Origin of the sequence: Streptomyces sp. RGM 3693 (assembly GCF_050471125.1) — a bacterium.
Taxonomy (GTDB): domain Bacteria; phylum Actinomycetota; class Actinomycetes; order Streptomycetales; family Streptomycetaceae; genus Streptomyces.
Genome location: NZ_JBMPPQ010000001.1, coordinates 1,949,605 through 1,968,864, shown reverse-complemented (window position 1 = coordinate 1,968,864; position 19,260 = coordinate 1,949,605). Strand labels below are relative to the sequence as shown.

15 protein-coding genes are annotated in these 19,260 nt (G+C 68.2%); 12 read left to right on the top strand and 3 right to left on the bottom strand.

All coding sequences use genetic code 11. The features are described from left to right. Positions 1–7 precede the first annotated feature (7 nt). Positions 8–2,122: a tetratricopeptide repeat protein gene (locus tag ACO0M4_RS08340; RefSeq protein WP_430369104.1), complete on the top strand. Its 2,115-nt coding sequence runs from the start codon at positions 8–10 to the stop codon at positions 2,120–2,122. Positions 2,123–2,233: 111 nt separating this feature from the next. Here the strand turns inward: ACO0M4_RS08340 and ACO0M4_RS08335 are convergent, their stop codons facing one another. Both ACO0M4_RS08335 and ACO0M4_RS08330 read right to left on the bottom strand, forming a co-directional pair. Next, positions 2,234–2,620, bottom strand: coding sequence for an SUKH-4 family immunity protein (locus ACO0M4_RS08335; protein ID WP_430369103.1), 387 nt, complete (start codon positions 2,618–2,620; stop codon positions 2,234–2,236). Further along, positions 2,586–3,872 (bottom strand): hypothetical protein, encoded by a 1,287-nt coding sequence (locus tag ACO0M4_RS08330; RefSeq protein WP_430369102.1) that lies wholly within the window; start codon positions 3,870–3,872, stop codon positions 2,586–2,588. Before ACO0M4_RS08330 ends, ACO0M4_RS08335 begins: the two co-directional genes overlap by 35 nt. A 702-nt stretch (positions 3,873–4,574) precedes the next feature. Between ACO0M4_RS08330 and ACO0M4_RS08325 the strand changes: the two genes are divergently transcribed. The 11 genes from ACO0M4_RS08325 to ACO0M4_RS08275 all read left to right on the top strand — a co-directional run bounded on the left by ACO0M4_RS08325 (position 4,575) and on the right by ACO0M4_RS08275 (position 17,532). Beyond that, a complete protein-coding gene (locus ACO0M4_RS08325) occupies positions 4,575–5,858 on the top strand; it encodes a PucR family transcriptional regulator (RefSeq protein ID WP_430369101.1) in 1,284 nt (427 codons plus the stop codon). Between the two features lie 501 nt (positions 5,859–6,359). After that, positions 6,360–6,653 (top strand): Sec-independent protein translocase subunit TatA, encoded by a 294-nt coding sequence (gene tatA, locus ACO0M4_RS08320; protein ID WP_430369100.1) that lies wholly within the window; start codon positions 6,360–6,362, stop codon positions 6,651–6,653. Positions 6,654–6,864: 211 nt separating this feature from the next. Next, positions 6,865–8,556, top strand: a complete 1,692-nt coding sequence (locus ACO0M4_RS08315; protein ID WP_430369099.1) for a nucleic acid/nucleotide deaminase domain-containing protein — start codon at positions 6,865–6,867, stop codon at positions 8,554–8,556. A 90-nt stretch (positions 8,557–8,646) separates the two neighbouring features. After that, positions 8,647–9,276, top strand: coding sequence for an SUKH-4 family immunity protein (locus ACO0M4_RS08310; RefSeq protein ID WP_430369098.1), 630 nt, complete (start codon positions 8,647–8,649; stop codon positions 9,274–9,276). An 11-nt stretch (positions 9,277–9,287) separates the two neighbouring features. Continuing rightward, positions 9,288–10,127, top strand: a complete 840-nt coding sequence (locus tag ACO0M4_RS08305) for a nucleic acid/nucleotide deaminase domain-containing protein (protein ID WP_430369097.1) — start codon at positions 9,288–9,290, stop codon at positions 10,125–10,127. Between the two features lie 27 nt (positions 10,128–10,154). Then, positions 10,155–11,975: a WD40 repeat domain-containing protein gene (locus ACO0M4_RS08300; protein ID WP_430369096.1), complete on the top strand. Its 1,821-nt coding sequence runs from the start codon at positions 10,155–10,157 to the stop codon at positions 11,973–11,975. A gap of 1,299 nt (positions 11,976–13,274) precedes the next feature. After that, complete coding sequence (locus ACO0M4_RS08295) at positions 13,275–14,660, top strand: ATP-binding protein (RefSeq protein ID WP_430371297.1); 1,386 nt, start codon at positions 13,275–13,277, stop codon at positions 14,658–14,660. 50 nt (positions 14,661–14,710) lie between these two features. After that, entirely contained in the window at positions 14,711–15,097 is a 387-nt protein-coding gene (locus ACO0M4_RS08290) for a roadblock/LC7 domain-containing protein (protein ID WP_430369095.1), read from the top strand. Next, entirely contained in the window at positions 15,094–15,465 is a 372-nt protein-coding gene (locus ACO0M4_RS08285; protein ID WP_430369094.1) for a DUF742 domain-containing protein, read from the top strand. Before ACO0M4_RS08290 ends, ACO0M4_RS08285 begins: the two co-directional genes overlap by 4 nt. Continuing rightward, positions 15,446–16,069 carry a GTP-binding protein gene (locus ACO0M4_RS08280; protein WP_430369093.1) on the top strand — a complete coding sequence of 208 codons (624 nt, stop codon included), beginning with the start codon at positions 15,446–15,448 and terminating at the stop codon, positions 16,067–16,069. Before ACO0M4_RS08285 ends, ACO0M4_RS08280 begins: the two co-directional genes overlap by 20 nt. Then, positions 16,066–17,532, top strand: coding sequence for a cytochrome P450 (locus tag ACO0M4_RS08275; protein ID WP_430369092.1), 1,467 nt, complete (start codon positions 16,066–16,068; stop codon positions 17,530–17,532). The genes ACO0M4_RS08280 and ACO0M4_RS08275 overlap by 4 nt, the downstream gene beginning before the upstream one ends. 166 nt (positions 17,533–17,698) lie before the next feature. Here ACO0M4_RS08275 and ACO0M4_RS08270 read toward each other — a convergent pair whose 3' ends face one another. Continuing rightward, on the bottom strand, positions 17,699–18,667 hold the full coding sequence (locus ACO0M4_RS08270) for a terpene synthase family protein (protein ID WP_430369091.1): 969 nt from the start codon (positions 18,665–18,667) through the stop codon (positions 17,699–17,701). Positions 18,668–19,260: the final 593 nt, after the last annotated feature.

Genomic DNA, 19,260 nt, shown 5'->3' with positions numbered 1-19,260 from the left:
GGGCCCCATGGACGGCCGGGCCGAAGACGGCGGCCGCGTCTACCAGTCATCGCGTGACCAACACATCAGCGAGTACCACTACCACGGCGGCGATGAACTCGGCCTGTCCGGTCCCGACTCGGTTCGACACCCGGCGGTGGGCCGAGCACCCGTGGTTCTGCGCGACCGGGCCGAAGTGCTCGACCGCCTACGGGCAAGCGTCATAGCGGGAGATGGCGGCCATGCCTTCGTTCTCCACGGCATGGGGGGCTGCGGCAAGACTGCTGTTGCCTACGCCGTCTTTCACTTCGCCACGGAGACCAGGGGCTGTGTCGGCCTCTGGGTGAACGCCTCCGAACGTGCCAGCCTGCGTTCCGGCATGCTCGCCGTCGCCGCTGACCGTGGCGCCACGGACGGCGAACTGCTGGCCGCGCGCAACGGCCTCCGGCCCGGAGCCGACCTCGTGTGGGAACACCTCAACCGGTCCCCCGAGCCGTGGTTGCTGGTGCTGGACAACGCAGATGATCCCGAGATCCTGCGGGATGGTAGCTGGCTGCGTACCAGCCCTCGCGGCATCGTCGTGGTCACGACCCGTCGTGCGGCCGCTCGCTGGTGGCCAGGAGCGGAGTTGCAGCACATCGGGGTACTGCCACGGGAAGACGCCGCGCGGGTGCTGTGTGACCTCGCACCGCAGAGCGGCACGTTCAAGCAGGCCGCGGAGATCGCAGACAGACTAGGTCGACTACCGCTCGCGCTGACACTGGCGGGTGGCTTCCTGTCCCACCAAGTGCTCGACCCCTGGACGATGGACGCCTACCGGCGCCACCTCGAGGAAGGAGAACGTGTCGAGCTCATAGACCAAGGAGCTGACATCTTGTCGAATGAAGACCCACGTCACCTGGTAGGGCGCACCTGGCAACTCACGCTCGACGCCTTCGAAGCACGCGGTCTTCCCGAAGCAGTGACGCTGCTTCGCCTGCTCGCTCGATTCGCTTCGGAACCACTGCCGTTGGCTCTCCTGAATCGCCCGGAGATCAGTGACACGCTCCCTCGGGCTCGTACGGAAATGGCGCTGCGAGCGTTGCTCGACCAGTCGCTCACCGAACTGGTCGACGTCGGTGTGCGGTGTGTACAAACCCACGGGGTACTGCTCGACAGCGTTGCTTCCGCCACGCCATCGGAATCGCTGGGCACCCTCAGCTCGACGGCCAGCAGGTTGCTGGATGCCGCCATTCCCGAGTTGCCGGATGCCGGCCCGGAAGACCCGCAGTTGCGACTACTCAGCCCTCATGTCATCGCCATGTTGCGGCGTGGTGCGACTCCCTCAACAAGGGCCGATTTGGTGGGTATCGCGACGCGCTTGGCCACCGCTCTGCACCGTACGGGCGACTACCTTTCCGCCTGGGAGACTGCCCATAGTGCGGTAGAGCTTTCCGAGCAAACCCTTGGTGCGGAGCACCGCTTGGTACTGGCTGCACGTTCGAGGGCCGGTCGAGCACTTTTCCGGCTGGGAAAATATTCCGAGGCTGAGCCGCTGTTGCGTCAAGTCAGGGGCGCTCAGGAGCGGTTGTTCGGAGCTGACGATCCGGACACTCTGGAGAGCAGCCACGGGCTTCAGCTGGTTCTTGGGAATCTCGGCAAGCGGACGGAAGCTCTCTCGCTGCTCCGCGCCACGATTACCGGCCGGCGGTCGACACTCGGACCTGCACATCCGTTGACACTGCGCTCGCAGGCCAGCTTGCTGACGATGCTTTCGGCGTCCGAACTCGAAGCGGCAGAAAACGCTGCGTTGCTTTCCTTGCCCGCAGATTGCGAGCGGAACCTCGGCCCGGACCACACCGTCACGCTGGGAGCACGGCATAATCATGCCTGGGCGCTTTACGTGCTCGGGCGATTCCATGAGGCTGACGAGGAGATTCGGCTCGTCTCTGACATGTATGAGCGCCGATTTGGGCTCGACTATCCCATCGCGCTTTCGGCGCAACAGTTGCACGCCCGCATTCACCATAGACTCGGGCACTTCGAAGCAGCAGTAGATCTTATGGATGACGTCGTGGAACGGCGAGCCAACAGCCTTGGCGCTGACCACCCTTTCACTGCCGCGAGCAGGAGGGTGTTGGCGGAGCTCAAGGAGCATGGATGACCTACGCCTTGACGCACGTCACTCACCGGTCGGCTCGCTACGAGCGCCTGCCCCGTCACTACCGCGCCTTCTCGGAGTCGCCGCCCCGCCGCGGTGGTGTGAGCCGCCCCCTCACATCCCCGCTGCGAGGTCGCTCAGTGCATCGGTCCAGTGCTCGGCGCCGTGTGACGAGAAGGCGGCCGCGTCCAGGGCGCGGAGGCGTTGTTCCAGGCGCTCGGCCCGGGTTTGCTGGGCGTCGCAGCCGTACTCCGGCTCCTGTTGCAGAGCGGCCAAGGCGTACTCGTAGGTGAAGGCGACGAAGGTGGCGAGGCTGCTGTTGAGCGGTTGGGCCTTCGCGTAGTCGGTCTCCGCACCGATGATCTCCACCGCCCCGGCGGGGCTCAGCACCAGGTCGTCGTCATGCCACGTCCCCAACCAGTGGTAACCGTCCAGCCCTTCGGGGACCTGTGGGGCGTCGGGGTCGTCAGGATCTACCGGGCCGACGCCGACCTGGTCCAACGGGGCCGGGCCGTCCGTGGCGAGGTCCTCGTCCAGGCACAGGCCGGGCAGGGGGGGAGAGCGGAAGGCCGATGCCGCAGAACACTTCGTGGTCTTGTGCGGCCAGGTCAGCGCTCACCGGGCTGTCTCCGAGGACGAGGACCTGGTCAGCCCCCCAGAGGTCGACGAGGTCGGAGTGCGACGGCCCGCCGGCCGCGGTGCGGCTGGTCGCCTCGCCGCGTTCTTCGGTCGTGGGGAAGCCTGCCGGGTCGAGTGCAGCGCGTTGACCCGTGCCGGATGCCAGCCGTTCGGTGTCGAGGCGGAGGGCGAGGGGCCCCGCAGAGGTGCCGAGCAGGAGCAGCCCGTCGCTGGTGAGATGAGCGGTGCGGGTCCACGCGCTCACCCGAAGATCGAGCAGTGCCTGGCCGGTGTCCGTGCGCAGCAGGTGCACGCCGTCGCCGTACGCACAGGCCACGAGGGGTAGCCGGGTGCCGCCCGCCTCCAGGCATGCGGCACTGAGGTGCAGCGGCCGGTCGGGAAGTATCCGTGCCTGGCCAAGGGGCTCGCCGGTGCGCGGGTCCCAGGCACATAGCCGGGACGTGGCGTCTGTGGTGAGTACCGCGTCCGGCACGCCTGCCGTTCCTCGCGCCCAGGTCAGGTGCGTGATGTCGGTGTCCGAGGCGGTCCAACGGGCGGCGAGCCGGCCGGTTTCCGTCTCGTAGACGGACGCGAGTGCTCCCTCGCTCACCGCGGCGTACGTCGTGCCGGCGAGGATGCCTGCGCAGAGGCAGCCCGGACCCCGCAGTTCCGGTAGCGGCACTTCGGCCAGGCACGTCCGGTCCGCGGCGTCCCAGACCCTGATCCCGTCGAAGGAGTGGACGGTCACGATCCAGGGTGCGGTCGAGCCGGTTACGGTGCCGACGAGACTGGCGTCGGCGGACACGTTCCGCGGGTAGGCGTGGCGGACGCGGTCCAGTGGCTCGACGACGTCACGCCTTCCCGCTCCAACGAGCGAGGTGGGGCCGGCGACCAGGGCGAACGTGCCCTGACCGGCGTCACAGACCATGGGCAGTGCCAGTCGTTCCCCGGTGGTGGCGGCCAGGACCGTCAAGCGGTGCGGTGTGGTGAAGCTGATGCTCGCGTAGGCGGTACTGCCGTGCCACGGGGCGGTTTGTGCGGCGATCACGGGGCCCGGCCAGCTGGTCCACGCGTGCGGCGGAGCGTCGTCGGCGGGCCGCAAACGGGCCCAGAGGGCGGTGAACGGCGGGGTCATACGGTCTCCAAGCCGGTTCTCGTGGTGGACGCGGAGCAGTGGCCGGGGGGATGTCTTGCGCACGGCAAGGGGCGGGGACGTCCCACCGGACGGCCTGCTTCAGCTGCCTGCCTACCGGCAGCGGAAGCCCACTCATCAGGTGGTGTGGATGCGGTGTTCGGGATGACCGGCGGCCAGAACGTCGCCCCAGGCTCAGCAGACGATGGGGAAGCCCAAGGCATCCAGAGCGAGGCGGGCGGTCTTCACGTTGGCGGGTTGGGTGCCGGTGGCCTCGGCACGGTTCGGACGCGGCGGTAGGTGATCACGCGGCAGGCCAGTTTGCGGCATGCGCGGGATGGCGTCCAGGAGCTCAAGACGCCCTACCCGGCCAGGACCGGCGCCCAGCTCTGGGCGAGGACCGGTGTCATGCCGATGCTCGGCGAGAACGACGACCAATCGTCAGCTGTCAGCGCAGGGCGACCGCCGCGCCCGTTCGATGTGGGCGAACTGTCGTGGAGGTGGTGCGAAGAGATTCTGTCGCGCCTCTTCGGAATGGACACCGATTCCCGCGCCCGATGAAATTCCAGAGGAGCACCTCACGCTCCCTACGGAGGCAGCGGCCTCGGAATGGAAGGGAGGAGAGGGGAGGGGATGAGAGCGGAGGGGAATGACGGCTCACCCGTGCGTTGACGGGGTCCGGTGGCCGCGCGTTAGATTGGCCAAATGGCGCAATCCAATGGTCTTCCGCAATCCGTCGATATCTGGGGGCAGGGGGGCTACGGGCTGGCCGAGTCGCACTGTCAGGCGGTGCACGATATTGCGCGATCACAAGCGGCCGAGACCACCGTCATAGCCGCACGGATCGCCGAGCGGATCTGTTCCCGCGACGCGGAACTGCAACGCCCGGAGATCGCCGCGATCATCCTGAAATGCTGCCAGGCCGACACCGCCGCCGCGCTCGACTACCTCGCACGCGGGGTGGAGTTGACCTCGGTCGCGCCCTCGAAGGAGGCCGTGCACCTCATGCTCGAGCTGGTGCGGCGCGGCGTCTCCGAGCGGGTGATCAACCGCGCCTACCGGACCGGGTTCCAGGTCTCGCTGGAGCTGTGGGCCGACCTCCTCGCCGCCCATGGCCCCCAGGACCGGGAAATGGGATGGGGCCTGGTCAAGGCGGGTGTGAGCTACCTGACCGGCATGTACGAGGTGCTGGACGAGCAACTGTCCGAGGAGCGTCAGGCGGAGCGGGAACGACTCGCGCGGGAGCAGTCGTTGGCACGTATCGAGGAAGTGCGTGACGTGCTGACGCGGAACGGCGTGGACATCGATTCCGCGAGTGTGCGGCTCGGCTACCGGATCTCCGGCGGCCACCGCGCGTTCGTCGTGCGGGTACCCGTCGAGGTCGCCGACGCCGGCGCGGCGCTCGACGCGGCGGTGAAGTCGATCACCGCGGCGGCGGGGGTCGGCCGGGGCTTCAGGGCTCGGGTCGACATGCACACCGAATGGTGCTGGCTGCCGTTCACCGACGCCGGCCTTCCCCTGCTGCCGAAACCCGATCCGCCCGTTCTCGTCACGATCGGTGGATACGGGACCGGCCTGACGGGGTTCCGCCGTAGCCACACGGAAGCCGTCGAGGCGATGCGCGTGGCCGGGAGCGCCGCCGCCCCGGACCCGCTGACCAGGTACGACGAAGTCGATATCGCAGCAATGTGCTCGGTCGACATCGAGCGCTGCCGCGACTTCATGCGCCGCGAGTTGCGCGGCCTGGTGAACGGCGATCCGGTCACGGTGCGCAATCGGGAGACGGTCGAGGCGTTCTTCGCTGCCAACAGCAGCTATCGCGGGGCCGCGGCGGTCCTGGGTATCCACCATCGCACCGTGAGGTACCGGCTCGAACAGGTCGAAGCGGTGCTCGGCAGGCCCGTCGCCGAGCGCCGCCTGGCGTTGGAGCTGGCGTTGCACCTGCTGGCGAAGCTCGGGCCGGATGGTCCGGAAGGTTCCCCCAACTGAAGCCCGGCCGCCACCTGGTCGGGAGTCCTGCGCACGACCACGGACTGCGAGCGGGCGGCTGACCGCAGACGTCGGTCGGGCCGCTGACCGCAGACGTTGGACGGGCCGCTGACGACAGACTTTGATCATGCGGCTGGCAACGTCGCAGGCGGCGGCGAGTGCGCCAAATGGATAGCACTCGCGTCATATCTGACCACTTGGGCGTAGTTTCGGGGACCGTCTCCTGCCTACTCTCCGAACGAGCGCACCGGCGACTGCCCGGAATTCCGGCGAGCGCCGGAAAGGGCGGCCGGTTTGCGGTACACCGGAACGGTCGATCGGCAAGAGCCCACAGAACGACACTCGCGGACCGTCCAACTCGCGCACCGTTCAACTCGCGCACCGGGAGTGTTCTGATTTCGCCCCTGGGGCATCGACGATTTCTGCCCGCACAGGCCCGGGCAGTGGTCCGATCTGTTGGATGCGCACCACCTCCCCGCCTCAAGGAGAAAGAGCAGACCTATGATCCGCAACGCGCTTGAGCCCTGGCACCTGGTGATCGTGATTCTCGTCATCGTCGTCGTGTTCGGCTCCAAGAAACTCCCGGACGCAGCCCGCTCGCTCGGCAAGTCCGCGCGCATCCTGAAGAGCGAGATGCAGGCGATGAAGGACGAAGGCAGGCAATCCGCGACGACCGCGCACGCGAGCGCCCCGCAGCCCTCCGCGCAGCACGTGGTCCAGGTCTCGCCCGGCGACGTAAACGGCGCACGCCCGGTCAGCGAGCCGACGGAGGCGACGGAGGCGAACCAGCGCTGACCACCGGACCTTCCTCGGCGTTCGACCCGGTTCCTCAACCGCTAGACGGCCGGCCGCTCTTGGCGGCGGCCGTGGCCGCGCATGCGGCGCTTTCCCGGCTTTTCCCCCCTTGAGGAGCCGTCAAGTGGAACCATCAAGTGGAATGAGCGCGTCTGACCGGATGAACCAACGAGTAGATAACGAGTAGGTACAGGCAGTAGGGACGTGTGGCGTGGGCGTAGTACTGCCGGGGTGGGCGGACGAGATTCTCGACATCATCGGCGTCTCATGGCCGAATGTCGACGAGGACGACTACCGCGCCATGGCGGATTCCTTGAGGGAGTTCGCTGACGACATCGACGACGGCGCCAACGAGGCCCACCAGGTGATCCAGGGCCTGGTGGGCTCGGCCGGTGGATCCTTGGGAGTGGCGGCCCTTGAGGCCCACTGGGGCAAGGTCAACGGGAAACATCTGAAGGGGCTCGCCGAGTGCGGGCGCCTGGCCGGGACCGCCATGGACGGGGTGGCCGTCCTCATCGAGGGCGCCAAGATCGCCGCCATTGCCCAACTCGCCATTCTGGCGGCGGAGGTGATCGCCGCGCAGGCCGCGGCGCCGTTCACCTTCGGCCTGTCGGAGGTGGGGGCGCTGGCGGGTACGCAGGCGACCCGACTCGCCGTCCGAAGGATCATCAAAGAGGTCTGCCAGCAGGTCGTCGAACAGATCGTCAGCATCGCCCTGACCCCGATCGAGGAGGCCATCGGCGCGATGGTCGGCGACCTCGTGGTCCAGGTGGGGGCGAACGCCCTGGGAGTGCAGAAGGGCATCGACGTCGGCCACGCGGCCCAGGCGGGCAAGGACGCGGGGAAGGCCGCCGCCGGCGGAATGCAGTTGCTCAGCGCCGGCGAGGGAAGCGGGAGCGGGGGCAGCGGAGGAGGCGGAGGCGGCAGCTTCACCTTCGACCCGGAGGCGCACGACTCCGTGGTCACCGGTCTGAAGGGCGCCGGCGGCACCTTCCGCAACAAGGCCGGCGGCAAGATCGGACGGGCCAAGAGCCACCACGGCCGGACCCGCGGCAAGGACGCCATCGCCAACGCCGCCGCCCCGATGATCGACAAGACCATCGGCGGGCTGGAGAACGGCGTCAAGCGGACGGCCGACCATCTCGACGACCAGATGGTCAAGGGCGTCAAGCAGATGAAGCTGAACCATCGCGAGAACGACGACGGAATCGCGACCACGCTCCAGGGCATCCAGAAGAAGTCGAACGGTGAGGCGCCGACCTACCACGTGAGCGACAAGGGGAAGGTCACCCGCCTCTCCTCTGCCGGGCACGAGGACCTCACCGACAAGGACCGGAGTCGGCTCACGCCCATAGGGCTGCTGAGCGACGATCACGTGCCCCGGCGGGAGGCCAGCAAATACCCGTTGCCGCCCGCCGGAGAACGGAAACGGAAACCCTCGAAGCAAGTCGACTTCGGCAGTACGGATCTCTCCCGGGCAACCGAGCTGGCGCGGCACTCCAATACCGGTCCGGGCAGTAAGCCGGGTGACTACGGGCGGACCACGAAAGGGAAATTCTCAAGCCGGAACTATGCCGCGGCACGGTACGGTCAGCCCGGTTCGGAAGACGAGTTCATCCTCGTCGGACGCAGTAAATGGCCGGGCATGCACTCGGAACGCCAGGTCGGCATCCCCTTCCTCGACTCCGGGAAATCAAACGGGATGTCAGAGCTCTACACCGAGCGGGAACCGTGCACGACCGGCCCCGGCACCAGGGATTGCAGCGCCTGGATGTCCAAGCATCTGCCGGATGACGTCAAGGTGTCGCACACGGTTGAGTACGGCGAAACGGCGGAGTCCAAGAAGAAGGGCAACGACGAAATGGAGCAGCATCTGAAAAAAATCAACCGGCACAAGAAGTAACCGAAGAAGCAGCCGGAGCGGAAATTGACCCGGAGAAGCCGCCTCCGTTAAGATCACGAAATTCTTTCACCTCAGCCGACAGGACGGAACATGCCGCACCTCACCGACCGATCAATGATGGAGTCGGTTTTCCCTCCGGCGGATCTCATCACGCTGACGGAAGAGCAGCTGCCGGCCGAGCTCGATGAGGCAACGCGTTCGCTCCTGGCCACCACCGGCCTACCGGACGACCGGAGTTCCTTTTTCCAGATCGACGGCGGGCTTTTCGTGGACGAGCGGCCCAGCAGGTTCCGCCGGTGCGCGCAGCTCAGTTATTTCTCCGAGTACCACGACATGCCGGCAGGCTGGGAGAACTGGCTGGTGCTGGGCGAGATCCATGACGACGGCATCGCCCTGGATCCGGTTTCCGGGGCCGTCCACTGCCTGCCGGACGGCGAGTTCACGGCGCAGCCGCTGAACCGGAGCCTCGACACCTTCCTCTATTTCCTCTATCTGCTCGAACTCGAACGGCCCCAGTACGACTACACGGTGTCGGAGGACCTTCCCGACCCCGAGGGCGTGGCGGTCTCCCTCCGTGAGCGCATGCAGAGCGTCGACCCGCTCCCGTTCGAAGGGGTGGAGCCGGTCTGGTCCGAGGAGTTCGACTGGGAGGCCGAGGACGCCCCGCGCCTGCCGACGTGGGACGGTGTCCTCTCAGACGTGTACGAGACGGTCGGTTAGGCGGAGCCCCCATGACAGTCCCCGAGGGTGAACTGCGGCATTTCGGACAGGAGACGGTGGGTGATCCGACCACCGCGCCGGCGAGCGTCCGGCGCCTGGCCCAGGTGGCCGTCCCCTGGCAGGTTGGCCCCTACTTCTCCACCTCCGCCGACGACCCCGTCCCGCTGAACGCCTATGCACAGTCCGTCGGGCTGGAGGACATCGGCGAGGAGTACCGGCAGTTGGCCCGCCTGGGCACCGACCGCGGATTCGAGATCTGCGTCACCCCCGAGGGCGGGGTGCGGGCGGTACTGCTCGGCTTCCAGGAACCGAGCAGGTTCGTGAACTCCTCCCCCGAGCAGTTCGCCCGGTCCCTCCTCGAACTGGACCAGGCGCTGCGCACCCTCCTCGGAACCGACCTGCCGGAGACCGCCGCGGAGGCGTTCGCCACGGCGGAACGACGGCTGCGGGCCCTGGACGAGGCCGCCTTCGCCGACCGTGAGAGCTGGTGGCCGCAGGTCCTCGACGACATCCGCGACACCGCGAGCACCGAGTGGTACGCGGCCTTTGAGTACGTCGGCGCCGACGGCGAGAAGCAGGTCGTGACCCGCTCCGGGGGCATCTGCCTGCACCCCGAGGAACGACTGTGGTCCGCACTGCGCGGCGCGGGCGTCGAGCCCGGGCAAGTGACCAGGATCCACACGGAGTTGGAGTCCTGTTTCCAGCCGGGCCACTACTGCTCGCTATGGCTGGGCCAGATGTTCCCGGACGCCGAACTGACCCACAACTTCCCGTACGGCGAGACCGCCGCGTCCCGGGCCGAGGGCATCCGCCTGCTGCGCGAGGCCGCCGCCCGGACAGCCGAACAGTGATGACCTCGGCAGGGGGATGACCGCACGATGACCACCGCACGCCCGACACCGGTCCCGACACCGGCCCCGGTCCCGGCCCCCGACATGGCGGCCTGGCCGCCGCTGGACGACCGCCGCGCGGACGCCGGCCGGGCCCTGCTCGACTGGGCCGCCACCACCGACGGCAGCCTCCCGCGGCTGTGCGTGCTCCGCGGCGCCCGGGGCAGCGGCAAGAGCCATCTGCTCGCCTGGCTCCTGGTCGGCTCGCATGCCGACCGACGGACCACCGCGCATGCCACGGTCCCCGCCGCGGGGCTGATCACCGACGCCGTCGCCTGGGAGATGAGCCGCCAGCTCGGCTACGGCCCACTGCCGCCGCACCGCCTCCTGGACCGTGTGGCAGCCGACGAACGGCCACTGCTGCTCCTGGTGCCCGACCTCCACCTCGCCGGCCGCGGCGCGTCCGGCGACGGCCCGGCGGGCCCCCGGCAGATCGTCGACGAACTCCTCGTCCCCCTCCTGCGGTTGCCCCACGTACGGGCCGTGGCCGAGACCGGCACCACCGATCTCCTCGCCGACGAGGTCGCGGCCCCCTGGGCCATCGACCTCGGTGACGCCCCGTATGCCGGCACCACGCCTCCGGCCGCCACCGCACCCGGCGACGCCCCGCCCGCGGACTTCGCATCCCTCGACGCCACCGTCCCGCGCACGGCCGCCGGCAGGCCGATCTGGGACCAGGCACCACCGTCCGCCCGGGAACACATCCTCGACGCCGCCCTCGGCACGGACGACGGCGGCAGCGCCGCCCGCGCCCTGCTCGCCGACCCCGGGTACCTGGTCCACGGCTCCCCCACGGCCATCACCGCCGCGCTCCGCGACAGCACCACCGTGACCCCCGCCGGTCTGCGCGCCATCTGGAACCGCGCCGCACCCCACCTGTCCACCGCCGCGGACGACGCTCCCGAGCGCGCCGCCCTCCTGCACGCCGCCGCCCTGACCACCAGCCCCACCCTTACCGAGTACCTGCGCCCCCTGGCCCAGGCACACCCGTGGACCGCCAGCTGGGCCCGCCACGACGTGCCGGTGGCCGCCCACTGCCTCCTGCCGGGCAAGGACGGCAGTTTGCTCGTCGCGGACCCGCTGGGCCGCCTCTGCCTGCACGACCCGACCACCGGCGAACGCACCGGGGTGCTGCCCTCCCCCGCGACGCTCCGCCCCTACGGCATCGCCGCAGCCGACCCGGACACGGTGCTGCTATTCGACGAGAGCGGGCCCCTGTGTCCCCTCACGCCCGACGACGAGGGCATGGCCGCCACCGTTCTGGGCCACCTCGCCGCCCATCACGGCGAGGCGGCACTGACCTCCGCACCTTCCCGTCCGACCGCCCTCGGCTCCTGCGGTCGGACGGGAACGGCCGTCGTCGGCGACGCGAGCGGGGCCGTCCATCTGTGGTCGCTGGCGGAGTACCGGCCGCTGCCGCACACCCGCCGCGTCCACTCGGCCCCCGTCACCGCCACCGCCTGTCTGCGTCTGCCCGAGGACGACCTCACCTTCGTCTTCAGCGCCGCCCTCGACGGCACGATCCGCCTGTGGGAGACCTCCGGGGATCCGATGGAGGCCCCCGTGGACCGGCGGCCGGCCCTCGTCACGGCCCTGGCCGCCGCCGACACCCCCGTCGGCCCGGTCCTCGCCGCCGCGTGGAACGACGCCGAACTCCACCTCTGGCACCTCGCCGACGGAGCCGTCCACACGCTGCCCCTGCTCCACCGCTGCAACACCCTGGCGCTCTCCCCGTCCGGCCGGCTGACCCTCGGCGGCCCCGACGGCCTCCACTGCCTCCAACTCGACCTCGACCGGCTCTGGCCCTGACCCGCCACGAGGGCCGGGGCAGGGGCCAACGCCCCTCCCCGGCCCTGCGACAGCGGGCCGTCACGCCTCCCCGGCACCTGCCGCGCCGGCCTCGCCGCCGCCGGCGGATCGAGCGGTCACGGCCGTAGATCCCGGCCAATGTCGCGGACGGAGGCTCGCCATTCGCGCCCCCGTCCGCGACGTCATCCCCCGTGCGGACGGTCGGCTCGAAGGACGGGATCTGGTGGCCGCCACCGGTCGTGAGGGTCGCGCCCTTCTCACGGGCCTCGTTCAGGCCGCAGGATTGCCGCCCGCACAGGTCCGGGCTGCAACGGCGCAGTCGACCTGCTCGGGCGACGCGTAGCGCACACGCGTCACCACGTTGCCGTCGGAAGGGCTTGACGGTGTCCTTCGTCGGCCCGTCACCGGTGACCCACGCCCCGCCGATCGGACCATGCGCCACGGGGGGGGACGACCTGCACGTAATAGCCCGCAGACGAACGAAGCGGCTGAAGCCTCGCACTGCGCCATCGAGAGCTCCCGACGGCGACCAGTTGCGAAGGGGCACCCTTCGCCTGCCGGGGCGGCCACCCTGTCCCCCAACCTCGTACGCCCGGGGCGCCTGGAGACCGCCACAGTCCACCGCCCTGCTATCCCCAACAGCCTTGCCCCGCCGCCCGGCCGACCACAACACCCGACCCCAACCCCACCCGCGGCGCTCAACTACCCCAAGACACCCCGACTTTCGCACCGGATACCCGCTCGACGTTCGCAACCTCGCGTCTTCGCAAGTCAGCACTGCCTCTCCGGCAGAGCCCGTCCGGTGGACCAGCCGATCCCCGAACCCACTGAATCCCAGGGCCAGACGATCCTTCTGGATTTCGTACACGAGTGCACTTATGTGTTATACGCACTCAGGCCACAGAAACACACCCGACCCCGCTATGCTCGCTGTCGCGCAGCGAGTTGTGGCGGTTACCACACGTCACCGCTGGCTGCCATGGTGCCGCCGATCGCACAAGAGCTCGGGCGTCCTGGGACCCGGCCCGATGCGTGTGGAACGCCGCCTGGGAATGCGCTGTGGCCAAGCAGTTGGTGAGCGCGGTCCCACGGCTGTCGATCTTGTGCAGGCGGCCTCCCCATGGTGCCCACGGACGCCATGTTTATCGCCCTGTCCATCCCATTAGCGCTCTGAGGATGCCGATGGTTCGTGCTGGTTCGCCCCCCGGAGGGCCGGGGCCCGCCTCCGCCCCAATATGGCTGCTGCCATCCGTACTCCTGGCTGTGTGTACGGCCGTGGCCGTGTCGTTGACGCCGTCAATGGCCCGTGCCCCGGTCGCCGCGATCGGCATCGTCGCTACGGTGGCGGTGGCCATCGCAGCCGGGGAGACGGCACGCCGAGGACGTGCGCTCAACGAACTGCGTCAGCGGTACGCCGAGCGTGAGTCCCTCCTGCAAAGCCATCTGGCCGAGCAGGAAGCCGAAACCGTACGGATGGCCAAGGAGACCCTGCCCGCGGCCATGGCCCAGCTTCAGCAGGGCATTCGGACCGAGGAAGTACTCCGGAACGTCGTCCATGTCTCCCGTGTCAGCCCCGAGTTCGAAGCCGCCTACCGGGCAGTGCTGCGCTACGTCTTGGAGGCCGTCGAGGCCGAGGAAGACCTGCGCGACTCCGCCCAGCGGGCCTTCGTCAACATCGCTCGACGCGTCCAGGCCATCGTCCACCAACAGGCCCAGGAACTGCGGGAGATGGAGGACAAGCACGGCAACGACCCGGAAGTCTTCGGCGACTTGCTGCAACTCGACCACCGCACCGCGCTGGTGGGCCGGCTCGCGGACAGCATCGCCGTACTCGGTGGGGCCCGGCCCGGCCGTCAGTGGCAGCAGACCATCCCGCTGTTCAACGTGCTCCGCGGTGCGATGTCCCGGATCATCGACTACCAGCGCGTCGATCTGCACTCCGTGGCCGAGGTCGGCATTCTCGGACGCGGCGTCGAGCCACTGATCCACGCCCTGTCCGAGCTGCTTGACAACGCCACCCGCTATTCACCGCCCCAGACACGAGTCCATCTGACCGCGACCGAGATCCAGACCGGCGTGGCCATCGAGATGGAGGACGCCGGGATCGGCCTGACCGATGAAGCCCGTATGCGCGCCGAACAGGCGCTGGCACAGGACTCCCCCACCGGAATCGACCTCGACGACCTGGGTGAGTCACCACGGCTCGGCCTGGCCGTGGTCGGCCGACTGGCCCGCACGAACGACTTCAAGGTCTCTTTCCGGAGCTCCGCGTACGGCGGGGTACGCGTGGTCCTGATCGTCCCGCCGGAGCTCATCACCGCGACTCCGGTGCCCGGCGGAGCCATCGCCAAGGCCGCTGTCCTCCCGCCGCCCCGACGCCGCGGGGGTCCGATCCGCCGCGTGGAGGGGACCGTCGAGGAGCCCTTGCCCACCGCCTCTCCGCGTGGTGCCAACGGGCTCCCGCAGCGCAGGCGCCGCACCCGCGCCATGATTCCGCCCCTGCGGCAGAGGCCCGCTGCGTCGCCCACCACCACTGCATCCGACGCCCCGGTGTCAGCCGCTCCTCCCCCCCAGGCCGGGATGTGGCTAGCCGCGTTCCAGGAGGGCATCTCCGGCGAGCCCCGAGCCGAGTCCCCGGCGCATCGTCCCGACGGCCTGAGCGATAAAGAGCCCGAGCGTAACTGAGTCATTAGGTAAGGATGAGTAAGTAAGTGGTGACACAGCAGCGACTCAATATGAACTGGATGCTTGAGGGCCTGGCGTCCAGTGTTCCGCACACCCGTGATGTCGTGGTGCTGTCCTCGGACGGTTTGTGTATGGCTCAGTACGGCACGGACGAGGACACCGCGGATCGCCTCGCTGCGGCCTGTGCCGGTCTGCAAAGCCTTTCGGCGGCCATCGCCACGGAATTCCCGCACGGCGAAGGGCAGATGAAGCTCGTCGTCATCGAGGTCAACGGCGGCTTCTTCTACCTGATGGCGGCCGGCGCCGGGGCGTATCTGGCGGTGCTGGCCGATGACAACGTGGACGCCGGCCTCATGGGACAGGGAATGCGGGACTTGGTCGCCCGGATCGGTCAGCACCTCACCAGCCCGCCGCGGGCCGACCGGCAGGTCCCATGAGCGACGCAGAACCAGAAAAGCGCCGGAGTTGGGAAGAAGGCGGTCCCGAACGCCTCTACATCCTTACGTCCGGCCGGAGCGTCCCGTCCGCATCGGCCCCCCTGGACGTGGTCACGCTGATCGTGACCCGGAACCGGCCCACTTCGAGCATGCAGCCGGAGCAGGGCGCGATCCTCCGGATATGCGACTACCCACTGTCGGTCGCGGAGATCTCCGCATACGTCCATCTTCCGGTCAGCGTGGTCACGGTACTGCTCGCGGAATTGCTGGACAGCGGCCATGTCGAAGCCCGGGCGCCGATCCCGGCCGCGTCGTTGCCCGATGTCGAACTGTTGGAGGCGGTGATGCATGGACTGCAAAATCTCTGAGCCCGTCGTCGGCCCCCGGAGCGAGGACACCCTGCCGGCCTCGGTTTCCACCGCGGTAAAGGTAGTGATCGTCGGTGGCTTCGGGGTGGGGAAAACCACCCTGGTCGGATCGGTCAGTGAGATCCGTCCGCTGACCACCGAGGAAACGATGACGCAGGCCGGTGTCGGGGTGGACGACATCGCCGGGGTCGAGCGCAAGACCGAGACGACCGTGGCGATGGACTTCGGCCGGATCAGCCTCAGCAGCGAGCTGGTGCTGTATCTCTTCGGGACCCCGGGCCAGCAGCGTTTCTGGTTCCTGTGGAACGGCCTCTTCGAGGGCGCGCTGGGGGCGGTGGTCCTGATCGACACCCGGCGTCTGGACGACAGTTTCGACGTGATCGGCCGGCTTGAGGAACGCGGTCTGCCCTTCGTCGTCGCCATCAACGCCTTTCCGGACGCCCCTTCTTATCCCATGTCGGAACTTCGCGCGGCCATGGATCTCCCCGATGACGTACCCATGGTCGATTGCGACGCCCGTGACCGTGGCTCCAGCCGCGATGCCCTGCTGACCCTCATCCGCTATCTGTACGCCCTCACCACCACAGCTCCGGAGACCCGGTGACCGCCTCTCACGCACACCAGCCCCGTACGACTTCCGCTTCTGGACCGCCCCCGGAATGTCCCGCTCATGCCCCCGCCGGGGACACCGACGGACTGGCGCGGCTTTTCGGTCCCGAGGCGGTCGACGACGCCCCGGGCTTTTACGAAAAGCTGCGTGCCAAGCACGGCCCCGTGGCGCCCGTCCTGGTGGACGGTGACCTGCCGGCCTGGCTGGTCCTCGGCTACCGGGAGAACCTCGAAGTGCTGCGTACGCCCTCCCGTTTCAGCCACGACTCACGTATCTGGCACTGCTTCAAGGAAAACCAGGTCGCAGCGGACTCACCGCTCATGCCGGCCCTCGCTTGGCAGCCCGTCTGCCTCTTCATGGACGGCGCGGAGCATGAGCGGTTTCGCGTCGCGCTCACCGAAAGCATGGCCCGCTTCGACCGCCGCGGGATTCGCCGTTGTGTCACCCGGTCCGCCAACCAACTGATCGATGACTTCGTCGGCGACGGACAGGCCGACCTCGTCAGCCAGTTCGCCGAGCAACTTCCCTTGCGCGTCGTGGCGCAGCTTCTCGGAATGGCCGACGAGGAGGGTGCGGAGTTGGTCGAAGCCACCCGTGACCTGCTCAAGGGCTCGGAGACGGCTTTCCAGAGCAACGAATACGTGGTGAAGGCTCTGGAGCAGCTCGTTGCCCACAAACGAGCGGCCCCTGGTCCCGATTTCACCTCGTGGTTGATGACTCACTCGGCCAAGCTGACCGACGAGGAAGTGGTGCAACATCTGCGGCTCGTCGTCATCGCCGCGAACGAGAACACCACCAATTTGACCGCGAACACCTTGCGCATGATGCTCACCGATCCCCGCTTCCGGGCATCGCTCGCGGGTGGCAGCATGACCCTGCCCGACGCACTGGAACAAATGCTGTGGGACGAGCCGCCGACCGCAGTGGCGCCCGCCCGGTGGGCCACCGGCGACACCGAACTCGCCGGCCAGTCCATCAAGGCCGGGGACATGCTCCTGCTCGGTCTGGCCGCCGGCAACGCCGATCCTGTCATCCGCCCCGATCTGTCCGTACCCATGCAGGGCAACCGCTCCCACCTCGCTTTCACCGGTGGTCCGCACGAGTGCCCCGGCCAGGAGATCGGTCGGGCCATCATCGACACCGGAATCGACGTCCTGCTGATGCGGCTGCCCGATATCGATCTGGCCGTTCCCGAGAGCGATCTGAAGTGGGTGTCCCATTGGATCGCCCGCCATCTGACCGCGCTCCCGGTGAAGTTCACGGCAAGTCCCCAAGGTCGCCGGGCGTCGATCGGTGGCTCGGGGAACGATGCGCACGGCACAGACGTCCTCCAGGATTCCGCCGGCGGCAGCCGGGGAGTCGCGGATGAAGCCCTCCCGTCGAGTTCCTCCGCCGGCCCGCCGAAGACGCGTTCGTCCTGGTGGGGCCTGTTGAGGCGGTGGCTGTCCCGGAAGTAGCTCTTGGGCTGCTGCCGGGAGCGCACGCCACACGCCTTTCGAAACCGCAAGAGACGCATGCCGGGGCACTGGTGCACGTATCAGTGCCCCGGCGGGTGTCTCCTGCGGTTTCCGTGCTTCTATGAGCCGGTAATCCTCGGACGGTGGGAAACGGCCCCGGCGTCCCCTACGAACATTCGTGGTAGCGAGACGATTCGAGTGACCAATCGTAGTTTGCGCGAATCCAGTCCTGTAGATGCGCCGCCTGGTGAAACGCCGCCGAGCGTTCGCGTTCTGATATCTGTTGGCCGCCCAGCCAATCTTCGAAGATCGCCCTTCGATGGGTGAATCGGCGAACGCGGTCATCCAGGAGACCGGCGACCTTGATTTGCGCCGTTCGGCGATCGCAGTGGGCTTCGCTCTGAATGACCGAGATGGCGTTGAACGGCTCCCCGGCCGACTCTTCCTTGCTCGCCGACCAGAGGTCGTTGACGAAGATGATGGCGTCTGCTGTGTCGGCTTCCATGCCTTGGAAGTACGGATTCAGCGCCACTTCGTCGGAGATCTCGAAGGCGCAGGCGCACTCGTTCAAATCGGCTGAGGGTGCCGCGGCGATGGTGTAACGACGCAGCCTGATCAGCTCGTTCAGCGAGAGGGGCGCCCCGTCGGCCCTGATCATGGTTTCCTTCAGGTTCCCCTGGAAGTATCCGCGCCACCGATCGGCTGAACGCTCAACCCATTCAGGCGACATACCCTCCACGCTTCTTCTCCGGATGTCACGGAATGCCCCGACAACTGGCACCTCGTCGACCTCCGACATGAAGCAGGGATCGCCTGCGATGCCGGTTACGGCCGCGACGATTTGGGACGCCCGGGCGATATCGCAGGCGAGCGGACCGCCGTCGAAAAGGTCGTCGAACCGGAAGAACCACCCCAGCGCGTCGGCAGCGATGCGAAGGCCGCGGGCCGTGGCCTCTGGATAGGCCCGCGCGGCCAACTCGACCATTTTCCATTCCTTGAAGCTTTCGGCGTCGGCGTCATCTGCGATGAGGCGGTACCGCCGAAGCCATCGCTCGTGGCCGGCACGGATGACTTCCAGGTACGGATTGATTCGCGGCGGAAAGGGAATGGTGCTGCCGAAATCTTCGAGCCGCATGACTGCTGCTACCTGCTTTCACGTGTGCCCAGCCGTCATGGTCGTGCTGGATCAGAAACGGCCGGAGGGTTGCGCCAGGGCTGATCAGTGCCATCGGTGTCCATGGGGACGCGCGGCCACCGGAGAAGAACCGGGGCTTATGTCGCCATCTCGCGCATGTCACGTTGCGGGGAGGGGAGGCAACCGCGCCGCCAACGTGCGTGCAGGCGGCGGGCGGAAGGAGCGCCAGGGCAGCCATCGCCGATCACGAGGCAGTAGGTCCAGCATGTACGGAAACGGCGCGGTTTGCTGCACGGTAATGCTCCTCAGGGACCTGGTAGAGCATCTGGCGAACTTGCCTGCGGCTATCAACTGCAGGTTCCAGCCACCTCGTCCATCGGAGTAAGAATCGCGCAACGTCGCAGGGGTGTACAGGGGTCTTCGTGAATCAGTGCCCGCCGGCGAAACGCGCCCCTGCCTGGCTCATGTGCCTGACGTGGCCCGGCGGGGCGGGCGTGGTCCCACCCGGCTCAGCGGAGGTCTGCACAAAGGTGGTTCTGCCGGCGCCACGGCCACCGCCGCGGGATCCTCGGCGTCCACTGCGCTCCCCGCTG

Coding starts and splice junctions, on each gene's coding strand:
- ACO0M4_RS08300 (WP_430369096.1), top strand. CDS start 10,155: ATGACCACCGCACGCCCGACACCGGTCCCGACACCGGCCCCGGTCCCG.
- ACO0M4_RS08325 (WP_430369101.1), top strand. CDS start 4,575: ATGGCGCAATCCAATGGTCTTCCGCAATCCGTCGATATCTGGGGGCAG.
- ACO0M4_RS08270 (WP_430369091.1), bottom strand. CDS start 18,667: ATGCGGCTCGAAGATTTCGGCAGCACCATTCCCTTTCCGCCGCGAATC.
- ACO0M4_RS08305 (WP_430369097.1), top strand. CDS start 9,288: ATGACAGTCCCCGAGGGTGAACTGCGGCATTTCGGACAGGAGACGGTG.
- ACO0M4_RS08330 (WP_430369102.1), bottom strand. CDS start 3,872: ATGACCCCGCCGTTCACCGCCCTCTGGGCCCGTTTGCGGCCCGCCGAC.
- tatA (WP_430369100.1), top strand. CDS start 6,360: ATGATCCGCAACGCGCTTGAGCCCTGGCACCTGGTGATCGTGATTCTC.
- ACO0M4_RS08295 (WP_430371297.1), top strand. CDS start 13,275: ATGGCCCGTGCCCCGGTCGCCGCGATCGGCATCGTCGCTACGGTGGCG.
- ACO0M4_RS08290 (WP_430369095.1), top strand. CDS start 14,711: ATGAACTGGATGCTTGAGGGCCTGGCGTCCAGTGTTCCGCACACCCGT.
- ACO0M4_RS08310 (WP_430369098.1), top strand. CDS start 8,647: ATGCCGCACCTCACCGACCGATCAATGATGGAGTCGGTTTTCCCTCCG.
- ACO0M4_RS08280 (WP_430369093.1), top strand. CDS start 15,446: ATGGACTGCAAAATCTCTGAGCCCGTCGTCGGCCCCCGGAGCGAGGAC.
- ACO0M4_RS08340 (WP_430369104.1), top strand. CDS start 8: ATGGACGGCCGGGCCGAAGACGGCGGCCGCGTCTACCAGTCATCGCGT.
- ACO0M4_RS08285 (WP_430369094.1), top strand. CDS start 15,094: ATGAGCGACGCAGAACCAGAAAAGCGCCGGAGTTGGGAAGAAGGCGGT.